The sequence below is a fragment of the Pseudomonas sp. SK3(2021) genome, assembly GCF_016772375.1.
Lineage (GTDB): Bacteria > Pseudomonadota > Gammaproteobacteria > Pseudomonadales > Pseudomonadaceae > Aquipseudomonas > Aquipseudomonas chlororaphis_I.
Window position 1 is genome coordinate 47,404 of the sequence record NZ_CP061943.1, and the last position, 13,398, is coordinate 60,801.

Annotated in this window: 10 protein-coding genes; all 10 read right to left on the bottom strand. The window is 65.5% G+C overall.

All coding sequences use genetic code 11. The features are described from left to right. Window positions 1-5: 5 nt before the first annotated feature. The 10 genes from IF690_RS00240 to IF690_RS00285 all read right to left on the bottom strand — a co-directional run bounded on the left by IF690_RS00240 (window position 6) and on the right by IF690_RS00285 (window position 13,398). A complete protein-coding gene (locus IF690_RS00240) occupies window positions 6-2,366 on the bottom strand; it encodes a type VI secretion system Vgr family protein (RefSeq protein WP_202698387.1) in 2,361 nt (786 codons plus the stop codon). A 21-nt stretch (window positions 2,367-2,387) separates the two neighbouring features. After that, complete coding sequence (locus tag IF690_RS00245) at window positions 2,388-3,452, bottom strand: serine/threonine-protein kinase (RefSeq protein ID WP_202698388.1); 1,065 nt, start codon at window positions 3,450-3,452, stop codon at window positions 2,388-2,390. Continuing rightward, a complete protein-coding gene (locus IF690_RS00250) occupies window positions 3,449-4,177 on the bottom strand; it encodes a PP2C family protein-serine/threonine phosphatase (RefSeq protein ID WP_023967807.1) in 729 nt (242 codons plus the stop codon). Before IF690_RS00250 ends, IF690_RS00245 begins: the two co-directional genes overlap by 4 nt. Continuing rightward, window positions 4,177-7,704, bottom strand: coding sequence for a type VI secretion system membrane subunit TssM (gene tssM, locus IF690_RS00255; protein ID WP_202698389.1), 3,528 nt, complete (start codon window positions 7,702-7,704; stop codon window positions 4,177-4,179). Before tssM ends, IF690_RS00250 begins: the two co-directional genes overlap by 1 nt. Before the next feature lie 14 nt (window positions 7,705-7,718). After that, entirely contained in the window at window positions 7,719-8,588 is an 870-nt protein-coding gene (gene icmH, locus IF690_RS00260; protein ID WP_202698390.1) for a type IVB secretion system protein IcmH/DotU, read from the bottom strand. Window positions 8,589-8,593: 5 nt separating this feature from the next. Then, the gene (gene tssK / locus IF690_RS00265; protein ID WP_009051584.1) at window positions 8,594-9,925 is read right to left on the bottom strand and encodes a type VI secretion system baseplate subunit TssK; all 1,332 of its coding nucleotides are present in this window, start codon (window positions 9,923-9,925) and stop codon (window positions 8,594-8,596) included. A gap of 2 nt (window positions 9,926-9,927) precedes the next feature. Next, on the bottom strand, window positions 9,928-10,428 hold the full coding sequence (tssJ, locus tag IF690_RS00270; RefSeq protein WP_202698391.1) for a type VI secretion system lipoprotein TssJ: 501 nt from the start codon (window positions 10,426-10,428) through the stop codon (window positions 9,928-9,930). Between the two features lie 5 nt (window positions 10,429-10,433). Further along, window positions 10,434-11,627, bottom strand: coding sequence for a type VI secretion system-associated FHA domain protein TagH (gene tagH, locus IF690_RS00275; RefSeq protein ID WP_202698392.1), 1,194 nt, complete (start codon window positions 11,625-11,627; stop codon window positions 10,434-10,436). A gap of 17 nt (window positions 11,628-11,644) precedes the next feature. Next, on the bottom strand, window positions 11,645-11,785 hold the full coding sequence (locus IF690_RS00280) for a hypothetical protein (RefSeq protein WP_007930271.1): 141 nt from the start codon (window positions 11,783-11,785) through the stop codon (window positions 11,645-11,647). A gap of 95 nt (window positions 11,786-11,880) precedes the next feature. Next, window positions 11,881-13,398: a sigma-54 interaction domain-containing protein gene (locus IF690_RS00285; RefSeq protein WP_202698393.1), complete on the bottom strand. Its 1,518-nt coding sequence runs from the start codon at window positions 13,396-13,398 to the stop codon at window positions 11,881-11,883.

Sequence of the window (13,398 nt, forward strand, 5' to 3'; positions counted from 1 at the left end):
TTCCTTTACTCTTTCTGCTCGCTTTGATCCGCCCACAATTGGCGGAACGCCTCACTGCTGCTCAACGCCTCCAGAGAGGCAGCCGCGCCCGGGAAGTCGCGATATCCCTCACGCCCCAGACGCTCACTGCGCTGGCGCGTCTGTTCGGTCGAGGCTTCGCTCATGTCCAGGTTGAAGCGGTGTCCGTTCACCGTTTCCACCGAGTAGTTGCGGGTACCGGGAATATGCTGGAAAAGCACATTACCCTTCTCATCGCTGAAGCCTTTGTCGATAAGTGCGCCATCGGCGTAAAGCCGATAGGGCTCATCCGGATACCCAGGCATGTTGGGCAACGGGGAAATACGGATGCACAACTGACCCGGTACTGTTTCTTTCGCCGGGTTGGCCAACGCCTCATCCATCAAACTCCCCGCCTTATCCTTATCCGCCGCCCCCGGCAACCCCGGCGGCTTGATCCCGATCCCGGTGCCATTCCCCGGCGAGCCCCCGGCATTGATCTTCACCACCGGCCCCACCACCGTGACGCCGCCGGCATCGAGTTTGATAAAGCTGCCCCCGGCCTTGATCGTCAGTTCGCTGCCGGCCTCGATCACCATCTTGGCCCCGGCCTTGAGGTGGATTTCCTGGCCGGCTTTGGTCAGTTGCGCGGTGCCGAGTTTGATGTGCTGGTTTTCGCCCACGGTCAGGTGGTCATCCACCTTGGTTTCGGTCTTGCGGTCGGCGTGGGTGATGCGGTGTTCTTCGGCCTTGAGTTCGGTGTAGGTGTTCTTTTCCACGGTGTCGTGGCGTTCGTGGCCGATGCGGATTTTCTGGTCGTGCTCGATGTTTTCGTCCCAGTCGCGCTGGGCGTGGATGAAGATCTGTTCGGCGCCCTTTTTGTCTTCGATGCGCAGTTCGTTGTAGCCGGCGCCGCCCGGCGAGCTCATGGACTTGAACACTGTGCGGGTCTTGTTCGCCGGCAAGGCGTAAGGCACCGGGTGTTCCTTGTGGTACAGGCAGCCGGTGATCAGCGGCTGGTCGGGGTCGCCTTCAAGGAAGGTCACCAGCACTTCCATGCCGATGCGCGGGATGACGATGGCGCCGTAGCGGTCGCCGGCCCAGCTGGAGGACACCCGCAGCCAGCAGCTGGTCTTGTCGTCGGCTTTGCCTTCGCGGTCCCAGTGGAATTGCACCTTCACCCGGCCGTACTGGTCGCAGTGGATTTCTTCGCCCTTGGGCCCGGTGACCACCGCGGTCTGGCTGCCGAGAACGCGCGGTTTCGGGTGGTTCAGGGCCGGGCGGTAGAACACCTGCCAGGGCGTGGCGAGGAAGCGGTTGCGGTAGCCCTGGTGGAAGTCGTCCTTGTGGTCGGTGGTGTCGCTGGTCACCGACTCTTCCAGCACCTGCGGCTGCTTGCCTTCGTGGACGATCTGGGTCAGCAGCCAGAGGTCGTTCCACTCGCTGCGCGGGTGCTCGGACAGCTCCAGGAAATGCCCACTGACCAGCCGTGTCTGGTCACCCCAGCCCTCGGCCTGCTGGTAGTCGGCGCGGTGGCGTTCGAGGGCGCGCTGGCTGAGGAACTTGCCGCGCGCACGGTCGGTGAAACGGCCCGGGTAGTCGTAGTCCTCCAGGTCCGGTTCTTCGCTTTCAGCCTCGGGTTTGTAGGCGGCCTCCAGTTGCAGGCGCGGCTTCTCGAAGTCGTAGTCGCGACGGGTAGTGCGGCGGGTGCGGGTCTCCAGGCGCAGGTTGAAGCCCTTGATCACCGGCTCGTCGGCGACCATGCCGCTGCCCTGGATATAGGCGGTGGGCTGGCCGAGCTTGGGGAACACGGTCTGGTCGTCGCCGAATACCAGCAGGTGGCCTTGCGGGCTGTGCTGGAAGTGGTAATGCAGGCCTTCCTCCTCGCACAGGCGCTGGATGAAATGCAGGTCGGTTTCGTCGTACTGCACGCAGTAGTCGCGGTCCGGGCACGGTGTGCCGAGCTGGAACTGGTAGGCGTTGCCCTGGATGCCGTGCTCTTCGAGGATCAGGGCGATGATCTTCGGTGCCGACAGCTGCTGGTAGATGCGCTGGTTACTGCGGTGCGCGAGGTACTGCAACTGCGGCACCAGCGACACCTTGTAGCGGGTCAGGCGCTTGCCGGCATCGCCCTGGGCCACGCGGTAGATCTGGCCGTGGATGCCACTGCCTTGCGGATCAAACGCTAGAAAAGCCTGCTTGTGCAGCAGCGTCTCCAGGTCCAGGTCGGGGTTCTCGCTGACCAGTTCCAGGTCGAAACGGAACGGCTGGCTGATGCCTTCGATCCCCTCGAAAGACAGCACCTGCAAGTCACCCTGGAAGTCATGGACGGTCAGGCTGAAGTGGGTTTCATTGGAAGGATTGAACATAGCTTGCTCCCTGTTCGGTGGTCATCCGTTACGCCGATGGAACCAGCGTTGCAGCCAGGACGAGTCCGCGCGCATGGCGTCGCGCAATGCTTGGGCGGTAATGGTGCGTTGCGCCACGTCGAAGGCCAGCGCCGCGCGCAGGGCTGGCCAACAGTGTCTGGGAAGGTTCCTGGGCGCCTGCAGCGTGCGGTCCAGGCGTTCGTCGCGGGCCTGGGTCGACGGCAACCGGCGATACGGGTGCTTGCCGCAGGCCAGTTCATAGATCACACAGGCCACCGCGTACAGATCGGCGCTGGCCGACAAGGCGCCGCCCTCCAGCAACTCGGGGGCGGCATAGCCGGGCGTCCAGGCGTTGAAGCGGCTGCGGCTGAGCTGCGGCAGGCCGGGCAGCACGCCCTCCTCGGCCTGGCTCAGGCCGAAGTCGAACAGCCGCACGCCGTCTTCGCAGAGCATCACGTTGCTCGGCTTCAGGTCGCCGTGCAGCACACCGCGAGCATGGCTGTACGCCAGGGCATCGAGCAGTGGCCGCACCACATCGCGCAGCTCTTTCCACGGCAGGCCCAACGGCCGTTCGCAGAGCAGTTTGTCCAGGGTCAGGCCGCGCATCAGCTCCATGGTGATGAAGGCGCGCTGGCACTGGGTGTCCACCTCGAAGCTGTGCAGGCGCACGACGTTCGGGTGGCGCAGGCGTCGGGTCAGGGCGAACTCGCTGTAGAGCAAGGCGCTGGCATCCGGCGTCTCGGAGAATTCTTCGCTCATGACTTTGAGCGCTATGTAAGGGTCGGGATCGCCGAACTGCTCATGCAGCAGGTCCCGCGCGCGGTAGACCGCGCCCATGCCTCCGGCCCCGAGCAGGCGCTCGAGGCGGTAACGTCCGGCCAGCACATCCGGCAGCCCGCCCACCGGCGCCACGGCCTTGGCCTTGGAACGGGAGCGGTTCCTGAAGCGGTTGCGCCCCTTGCCCTTGGCCTTGGGCGCCACGGGACGCGGCGCCTCATTGGCCTTGGCGAAGGCGAAATAGGTCAGGTTGCTGGCCTCTTCCTCGCTCATCAGGATGTTGTCCAGACCGGATTTGAGATCACTCATTGGCGGATCACCACGGCTGTCAGGTTGTCCCGCGCCGAGCCGCGCAAGGCGCCGTCGAACAGACGCTCCAGCGCCACCTGCGGCGAAGCCAGGCTCAAGGCGTTGCCCAGCGCGTCGCTGGTCAGCCCCTGGTACAGGCCGTCGCTGCACAGCAGGAAGGCATCGCCGGGGTAGACCTGCAACTCCAGCACATCCAGGGTCAGCTGCTCGCTGGCGCCCACCGCCCGGGTCAGGGCATTGGCGGCCGGATGGGCCCGCGCCTGCTCGACGCTCATCTGCTGCTCGTCGATCAGTTGCTGCTGCAGCGAATGGTCCTTGGACAGCTGGTACAGACGCTGGCCGCGCCACAGGTAACAACGGCTGTCGCCGGCCCAGATGCATGCCGCGCGGTCGCCTTCCAGCAACAGCGCGACCACGGTGCTGCCCATGATGCTGTCGTGGCGCCCGGCGGTGACGGTCAACTCCTGGCCCAGGCGCCGGTTGAGCCAGTGCAGGCACTGGCGCAGACCCTTGAGCCGCTCGTCGAAACTGTCCTGCGCCGGCAACTCGGCCAGGCTGGCGACGATCAACTGGCTGGCGATGTCGCCACCCTGATGCCCGCCCATGCCGTCCGCGACCACCCAGAGCCCCTGCTCCGGACAGTCGAGGAAGGCATCTTCGTTGCGCGCCCGAACCTTGCCCGGGTCGGTGCGCGCAGCGCTGCGCCAGGTACTGGCAACCAGCATCAGAGCTGCACCGGCATGCGGAAGGTGCGCAGCACGCCCATGTCGAACGGGTTCGGCGTGCGCTGGCTCATCAGCAGGTAGTTGGCGCGCAGGCCGCCCAGGTCGGCCTTGAGCACCAGCACGTCACGGCCGGTCAGGTACTCGGTCTGCATCAGGTCGAACAGGCGGAACAGCGACCAGGGGCCGGTGTTCTTTTCGATGCCCACCGGGCGCCCGGCCATCTTGTCCAGCACCAGGCTGGTGCGACCGTCTTCGGCATCGGTCGGCCACTTGAAGGACACCGGCACGATCGGCCCGTGACGGTATTCCATGGTCTTGTCGCCGAAGCGGAACTCGGAACGGCTCACCGCCGGGTCCAGGGTGTAGGGCTCCAGCTTGAACTGCACCTGCGGCTCCGCCGGGTTCTCCGAGAAGAAGCTCTGGCGGATCACCTGGGCCGCGGCCATCTGGTCGAGGTAGACCTTGGACATCGGCAGGCTGTGGCCATCGATGCTGCGCAGGCGGTAGTTGCCCGGATCGCCGCTGACGAAAGGCCGCATGTAGGTTTCGAAGAAGCGATCGGCAATGCCCTGGGCCTTGAAGAACTCGCGGAAGTCGCTGATGGCGACATCGCTGGTGCTGTGGGCGCTGAACGGATAACGCTTGCTGATGGCCTTGCCGTAGAAGCTGTACAGCTCGCTCTGATAGCGCTGGTTGAGGTACTGGTAGGAGTCGTTGAGCACCAGGCGCCAGGTGTCTTCGGCCAGCACGTTGAACCACACGCTCACCGGACGCGGCAGGCGTACCGAGGCGTTGCGCAGGTTGCTCAGGGCATCGCGCTGGCCGCTCATGCGGGTCTTGGCCATCTCGAACGCCGCCTGCTCGGGCGCGCTGGCACGGGCCAGGCCGGCCAGTTGCAGTTGCAGGTCGTTCAGCGCTTGCAGCGCCGGCGTCAGGTCCGCCGCCGGGCCGTTGTTGTCGTCCAGCAGACGGTGCAGCGGTTCGAAGCGCCGTTGCAGCGACTTCTTCGCGGTGTCCGGCAGGTTCTTGGCCAGGGCTTCCTGGGCCTTGCCCGCGGCGGCCGCCGCGACCTTGCCCAGCGCCCCGCCCTTCTCGGCGGCCTTGTCCGCCGCGGCGGTCACGTCTTCGGCGCTTTCGGCGATGGCCTGGAAGCGGGTGTTCTCACGCACCTCCACCAACAGTTGCAACACTGGCGAGTTGGCCGAGGTCAGGCCGGCGACCTGATCGGCGCCTTCGCCAGCATCGTTGAACGGCTGCAGGCCGACCTGGCCGACCGCTTCGCTCCAGAAGTTGGCGTAGTCGCGGAAGTACAGCTGCTCCAGCTCCACCATCAGGCGGCGCAGGTCCATGCCGCTGATGCCGCTGCCTTCGCCCAGCACCCAGTTGTCACGCAGGATATCGGTGACCAGCGCCGTGCCCTGGACCGAGAAATACTGCTGGTAACCCTGCTGGGTGTAGAAACCCGGGATCGCGTAGTCGGTGCCGACGAACAGGCTGCCTTGTGGCCCCAGATGCTGGCTCAGGCGGTACTCCGGCAGGCTCCGCGCTTGTTCGCGCAGCACGCGATAGACCACATTGGCCAACGATTCGCTGCGCAGCACCTGGCGCGCCTGGGCCACCAGCGTGTCGTTGAGCGGGTAGCTGAACGGCAGCTTGAGCAGGCGCTCGAAGTGCGCGTTCAGGCCGTTCTGCACCGCGGTGTTGCCGGCGTAGCGCGTCGACCAGTCGGTGGCCACCCAGTCCTTGAGCCAGGACGGATCGCGACGATCCTGCATGTTCAGCATCAGGTACGCCCGCAAGCTGTTGAGCAGGCGGTCGCGGTCGCGCAGGTTGCTGCGGATCTGCCCTTCGAGCATCTGCGCTACCCGTGGCAGCAGCTGCGCTTGCAGCTCACGCTCGTAGGCGCTGAGCACCACCGGGTTGCTTTCCTCGCCCTGGTACAGGCCGACCCGCTCGTGCAGCGAGACGTCGCCCTTGGCCGGGAACACCTTGGTGGCTTCGAAGCTGGTGTCGAGGGTCTTGAGCGCCGCCATCGCGTCGTCGCGGGCGGTCAGTGCGGTGCGCTGCTGGTTCCAGTTCTGCGCCAGGGAGCGCAGGTTTTCCAGGCGCTCGTAGTTGGCGGAAAAACCGCCGGCCCAGAGCAGGCCGAACAAGGCCAGGGCCACCAGCGCGCCGACGTAGAGCGCACGCTGGCCCCAATGGATGCGGTTGCGCTCGCGCTTGTCCAGGCCAGCCAGGTCGGCCTCGGGGAAGATCACCCGGCTCAGCAGGTGGTGAATGAAGCGCGAACGACCGCTGCGCAGGGTCGGCAGCACGCCGGCCGCCATGCCCAGGCTGGCGCCGATGCTGGCAGTGTCGGGGTCGAGCTTTTGCGTCAGGTGCGGCGCGCTGGTCAGGTAGAAACCGCGCAGCTGGCTGGCCCGCTGGTAGCGGTTGCCGGTGAAGGCCATGTCGACGAACAGGCACAGGCGCTCGCCGATCTGGCCCAGCTGGTGCGGGAAGTCGAGGATGCGGCCACGGCGCTGGGTGTCGCGCTCCTGGTGCATGCGCATGATCACCTGGCTGTTCAGGCGCCGCAGCAGCTCTTCGAACTCCTGGCGCAGCACGGCAACGTCGGTGCCGTTCTGTTCCTTGCGGAAGCTGGTGCCGAGCACCTGGTCGCTTTCCTCGCGGCTCAGTTGGTCGAAGAACTCGTCGAAGCCCAGCAACTGGTCGGCCTTGCTCAGCACCAGGTACACCGGCACATCGACGTGCAGCTTCTGGTGCACGTCCTGCAGGCGCGCGCGGACCTGGCGCGCCAGGGTGTCGAGATCCGGCTCGTTGCCGCTCAGCAGCAGTTCCACCGGGATGGTCACCAGCACGCCGTTGAGCGGACGCCCGCGACGGCGCTTGCGCAGCAGGTTGAGCAAGGTGCTCCAGGCGCTGCCGTCGACTTCTGCGTCGGGCTGGGTCAGGTAGCGGCCGGCGGTGTCGATCAGCACGCCGTGGTCGGCGAAGTACCAGTCGCAATGCCGGGTGCCGATGGTGTCGCGGGTCAGCTTGCGGTCGATCTTGTTGATCGGGAACTCAAGGCCCGAGAAGTCCAGCAGGCTGGTCTTGCCGCTGCTCTGCGGGCCGATCAGCAGGTACCAGGGCAGGTCGTTGCGCCAGCGCTCGCTGCGCCCGCGGTACAGGCTGGAGGTCTTGAGGGTACGCATGGCTTCCTTGAAGCGGCTGCGCAGCTCTTTCTGTTCCTCGTCGATCAGCTCTTCGCGGCGCAGGCGTTCCTGGCCGTCTTCGCTGTCTTCCATTTCTTTCTTGCGGATCCCGGCGCGCCAGCTGACGAAGACCATGGTCAGGCCCCAGATCAGGAACAGCACGCTGATGGTCAGCAGGCGCGAGGTCGCGCTTTCCCAGAACTTGTAGTCGTTGACCGCCAGCAGCGGCCCGACGAACCACACCAGCAGCGCCACGAACAGCACCAGCAACAGCGTCCAGACCCACGTCTTGCGCAGGAAGGCGCCGACTTTCTTGAAGAAGTTTTTCATCACACGTCCCTGTATTACGGCTGGGGCTGGACCACGGCCGGGTCAAGCTGCTGATAAGGTTGCAGAACGGTCTCGCGCTGCTCGCCCAGTACCCAGGCGAACCCCGAATACATCACCACCAGGCAGACCACCGTGAACAACGCAACCATCCACCACGGCACGATGCGCACCAGGCTGCGGCGCTTGTCCTGCAGGCCTTCCCAATGCGGCGACAGCTCGCGCGGCACATCGCCGCGCAGCTGGCGGATCTGCCGGTACAGCGCATCGCGGATGCCTTCGAGTTCGAGCATGCCGCGGGCCATGACCCGGTACTTGCCTTCGAAGCCCAGCGACAGGCACAGGTACATCAGCTCCAGCATCGGCAGGTGCTTGACTGGGTTCTTCGACAGCCGGTCCAGCAGCTGGAAGAACTTCTCGCCACCAAAGGTCTCGTTGTGGAAGCTGCTGAGCAGGCTCATCTGCGACCACTCGCTTTCATTGCCCCACGGGGTGGTGACCACCGCCTCGTCGACCACGGTACACAGCACGTAGCGGGCGGCCATGACCTGGCTGCTTTCGGCGCCGTTGTGCAGGGCGCGCACCTCGAACAGCTTCAGGGCCGAGGTCAGGCGCTCGTTGAGCGCGTACAGGTCTTCGCGGGTGTCGCTGTGCTTGAGGCGCACCACTTCCGACAACAGGTCCGAGGCCGCCGCCACCAGCGCGTTCAGGCTGATGTTGAAGGCCTCGGCCGGGCGCAGGCGCGCGGCGTAGATCATCCGCTCTTCCAGTTGCTCGAAGCGCGGCGGCGCGGCGAAATCGGTCAGCGGACTCTGCGCCGGGCCATGGCCCTGGCGATCGAGCAGGACGGTCTTGTCGTCCTGGTTGTGTTCCATGTCCTTGATCATGTCGGTCAGTTCCTGATGGCCCAGAATTTCAGTTCAAGCTCGGCGAATTCGCCGGACACGTGGAAGGCAAAGCCGCCGGAACGCTCCAGTTGCGCCAGGTCTTCGGAACTGAGTTCGAGGATGAAATAGGTTTTGTTGGAGTGGAACGCGATCTGCCGCGGGGCCACCGGCAAGGGTTTGACCTTGATCCCCGGCAGGTGCAGGTTGACCAGTTGGCGAATGCGTTCCACCGGGCCGACCTTGAGGTGCGCCGGCAAGCGGTGGCGCAGTTCTTCGGAGTCGCAGTTGGCGCTGGCGGCCAGGACGAACGAAGCCGAGCCCAACAGCTTGTGGTCGTGCAACGGCGACACGATGATCCCGTACTGGCGCGCCTGCAGCACCAGCTCGATGGCGTGCTGTTCGAGCACCATCGACAGCACCTGGCGGATCGCGTCCATCAACTTGCGAAAGCTCGCGCCCTGGTCGCTGTGCTGGTAACGGCTGTCCAGGCGCGGCCGCTTGCTGTCGCTGGCGAAGGTCGCCAGATCGCCGAGCATGGTCAACAGCGTGCGGTACAGCTCTTCCGGATGCACCTGCTCCAGGCCCAGGTAGTGGCGCAGCAGCAGCTCGGTGCGGTTGATCAGTTGCAGCATCATGAAATCGCCGACTTCGGCACCGCCGACCTTGCCGTTGGAACGGATCCGGTCGGCGATGGTGTCGCCGCGGTGGCTGAGCATGCTGATCACTTCTTTCAGGCACGACAGCAGGTAGCTCGAGGCATGGGCGTGGATGAAGGTCGGCACGAAGTCCGGGTCGAGGCTGATCACCCCGTCGGGCGTGGTGTCGAGGACTTCGCAGAGCTTGAGCTTCACATAGGCCTGGTCGCTCTGTTGCTCGCCGAGCAGCAGGCGGAAGTCTGGCCGGGCGCAGCTGACCTGGCTGCTGGAATCGTCGCCGGCGTTGGAGTCGGCCACTTCCGCCTCGTAGGTGGTGTAGCGCGCCAGCACGTCGGACTGCTCCGGACGGCGCGCCTCGATGTGGTTGCCGGTCACCAGCGGCAAGGCCAGGTAGACCGGGGTGTTGCCGGTGTTCGGCGGCACGTCGAGGGCCAGCGGCTCGGTGTTGCCGCCCAGTTCGAACAGGCTGCCGTCGGGCAGGATGCCGGAGGCCTGGCTGATCACCAGCTTGCCCATGTTGAGGAACTGCAGGTCGATCTCCAGGCTCAGGAAACCCCAGGAATAACTGCCCAGCAACTGGGTACGGGTTTTCATCTGGTAGTCGTAGTAGCGATCGTTGTGCTGGAAGTGCTGCGGGCGCAGCAACATGCCTTCCTGCCAAATGACTTTATGCACGTTCATGATTACTTGTCCGCCTTGGCGAGGGCTACGTTGCTGGTGCGGATACCCGCCTGGTCGAGGGTCAGGTCGGCTTCGGTCAGCTCCACCGGAGTGAGCTGCACCACATAGCGCCACTGGGTTTCCGACAGGTCGCGGTAGGCCGCCAGCACACCGACGTAGCGGCTGCCTTCTTCGACGCTGAGCTTGAGCTCCACGGTTTCACCCGGGCGCAGTTCCAGTTCTTCGCTGGCTACCATGTCCGGCGCCAGGGACTCCTTGGCGCGCTCGTAGAGGCTGAAGAAATCGGCGTTCTCGAAGGCCACCGGATGCTTGAGCTCGATCAGCCGCACCACGATCGGTGAGGGGCGACCGTTGAGGTCCGGGTTGAGCTGGTCGCTGGCGGTCAGCTTGAGGTTGAGCTTGGTCAGGGTCGAGTACGGCGACAGCGACGAGCAGCCGGCGAGCAACGCCAGGGCGATCAGCGCAGCCAGCGTCTTGAGTAACAGGGTCGAGCAGCGAGACATGCGCATCATCCTTGGTGTTCGGTGTGAAGGGTGGAGATCAGGCGGATCTGTTCTTCGTAGGCCTGGGCGAAGTCGCGGGCCAACAGGCGCTCGCTCCAGTCATCGTCCTGGCGCAGGGCCTGGTGATAGCGGTTGTAGGCTCTCCAGCGGCTGCCGGAGGTAGCCAGCAACGGCTTGTTGTCGCGCTCGAAACGCAGGGTCAGTTGCTGCGGCGAGAAATGCTCGAGGGTGCCGCGCACGGCCGCGCGACTGGCGGTCAACAGCGCCACCTGGTGCGCCTGCAGATCGCGGAAAGCGCGGGAGATCGCCTGCTCGGCCGGCAACTGGCCGGGCTTGTTGCCCTGCAGCAGGATGCCCAGCGCTTCGCTGGCGTCCACGGCGAACTTGAGCGGGTTCTTGCTGCCGCCCTGGGCGGTGGTCTGGGCCAGGCGCAGCTCGTTTTTCAGCTCGCTGCGGGTGCGCAGGCTCTGCTGCAGGCCGCCGATGCTTTGCTTGAGCAGGCGCGCGGCATTGATCGCCAGGGCTTCGCGGGCGTCGTGATCGAGGCCTTTGAGGTCCACCCCCAGCGCCGCGCCGAAATGCTCCCAGAAGCCTTCGCGCTGGCGCTCCACCGGGGCCGGCTCGACGGCGACCGGCGCCTCGGGCTGCGCCACCAGTTCCGGCACCAGCAGGCTTTCCATGTCGATCCGCGCATAGTCCGCGCGCTGCCGTGGTTCCTGGCGCGGCGTGTTGAGCGCGGTCAGCTCGTCGATTTCCGAATACACCCGCTCCTGCTGGTCCAGCGCGTTGAGCGGGTCGAGGTCGAGGAATGCGTCATCGGGAATGATGCTGCCAGCGGCTTGCGGACGACCGACCTCGGTGTCGAAGGTCGCCGGATCGCGCACCAGGCGCGCGCGGATCTCGAAGTCCCCCAGCACATAGACGCTGCCGTGCTCGATACGCTGCGGCTCGCCCTTGCGCAGGCGCGCGCCGCTGTCGCTGGCCTGGATACCGTTGCTGCTGGTATCGGTGAGGAAAAACATTCCGTCGCGGTAGCTGACGATCGCGTGGTGATTGGACAGGTGACGCTTGCGGTCCGGAATGATCCAGTCGCAATCCTCGCCCCGCCCGATCACCCCACCGGCCTGCTTGAAGGTTTTGCTGCTCAACTCCGTGGGCACGAACTGCTTGGTGTTCAGCATTTCGAAAACCAGTTCCATGATGATGCTCCTTGCGGTCACTTGCCGCGATTGACCGCCTGCGGATCACCCAATGGGCGATAGGTGTTGTCGTTGAATTTATAATTGCCGCTACAGCCGCCGAGGCCGCTGAGAACGATCAGAGCCAGCAGGGCGGCTTGCCAGTGACGAACAGACATCAGAGGGTCTCCATGGGTAGACAATGCACAAAGCGCCGACCCTGGCGGGCGACGCTTGGCGAAACGAAAAAGGCGCTGGGGAAAGTCATGTCGCGCTAGCCCTCGAAGTCGCCGAGATTGATGTTCAACCGCCCGAGGCGGTACAGCAGCGTGCGCCTGGGCAGCCCCAGCTCGCGGGCCGCCAGGGTCTGGTTGCCGTCGTTCTTGCGCAGGCAATCGAGCAGCAGGTGGCGCTCGACCTTTTCCAGGCGTTCGCGCAGGTTCAGGCCGGGCTCTTCCGGCAGTGCTTCGCTGCTCAGGGAGAAATGCTCGGCCAGCAGCTCGCCGCCTTCGCACAGCAACACCGCCCGTTCCACCAGGCCCTTGAGCTCGCGCACGTTGCCCGGGAAGGTGTAGCCCGACAGGTGATTGAGGGCGGTTTCCGACCAGCTCACCGGGTCGCGCTGCAGGAAGGCACAGGCCTTGTCGGCGAAGTGCCGGGCCAGGTCGAGGATGTCGCCTTCGCGTTGGCGCAGGGCCGGCAACTCGATCGGGAACTGCGCCAGGCGGTAGTACAGGTCCTCGCGGAACTTGCCTTCGCTGACCAGCACCGCCAGGTCGCGGTGGGTCGCGGCGATGATGCGCACGTCGATCTTGTGGGTGTCGTTGGAACCCAGCGGACGGATCTCGCCCTCCTGCAACACGCGCAGCAGCTTGGCCTGCAGGGACAGCGGCATGTCACCGATCTCGTCCAGCAACAGGGTGCCGCCATTGGCCGCGTCGAACAGCCCCGGACGGTCGCGATCGGCGCCGGTGAAGGCGCCCTTGCGGTAGCCGAACAGCTCGCTCTCCAGCAGGTTCTCCGGGAAGGCCGCGCAGTTCTGCACGATGAACGCCTGGGAGCGCCGCGGGCCGTAGTCGTGGATGGCCCGCGCCACCACTTCCTTGCCGGTGCCGGTCTCGCCGCGCAACAACACGGTGTAGGGGCTGTGCAGCACCTTGCTGATCAACTGATAGGTCTGGCGCATGGCCGTGCTGTTGCCGATCAGCCCGTAGCCGCTGGCGCTGACCGGGGTACTGGCCACCGGCGCCGTGTCGCCCACCGGACGGCGCAGGCGTTGCAGCAGGTGCAATTGCCCGAGCACGAACGAGCCCAACTGCCCCATGGAATCGGCGAAGCCCTGCAGGTCGATATGTTCGCGACTGGCGCACAGCAGCAGGCCCTCGACGGCCTTTTGCGTGTTCACCAGCGGCACGCACAACAACGACTGCCAGGGTGTGTCACGGGGCGGCAGGAAACTGGTTTCGTGCAGGCTGCCACTCAGCCCCACCAGGCTCACCACGCGGTTCTGGCACAGGGCGAACTGCAGCAGCTGCTCACCGTTGTAGTCCGCCGGCAGGCTCGCCGCCTCCCGCGGTTGCAGGATGCCGCCCAGGCATTCGGCGCTCAGGCCCAGCCGGGTATGGGTGGCATCCAGCAGGTACAGCTGGCTCAGCTCGCAACCGCTGAGCCCGGCCACGCCGCGCACGAAGTCGCCCAGCAGCGCGCCACCGTCGGCCGCCCGCGACAGGCTGGCGAACTGCGCCAGCAGCGCCTCGGCATAGATCAGCGGTTGCGGTACACGAGTGAACAT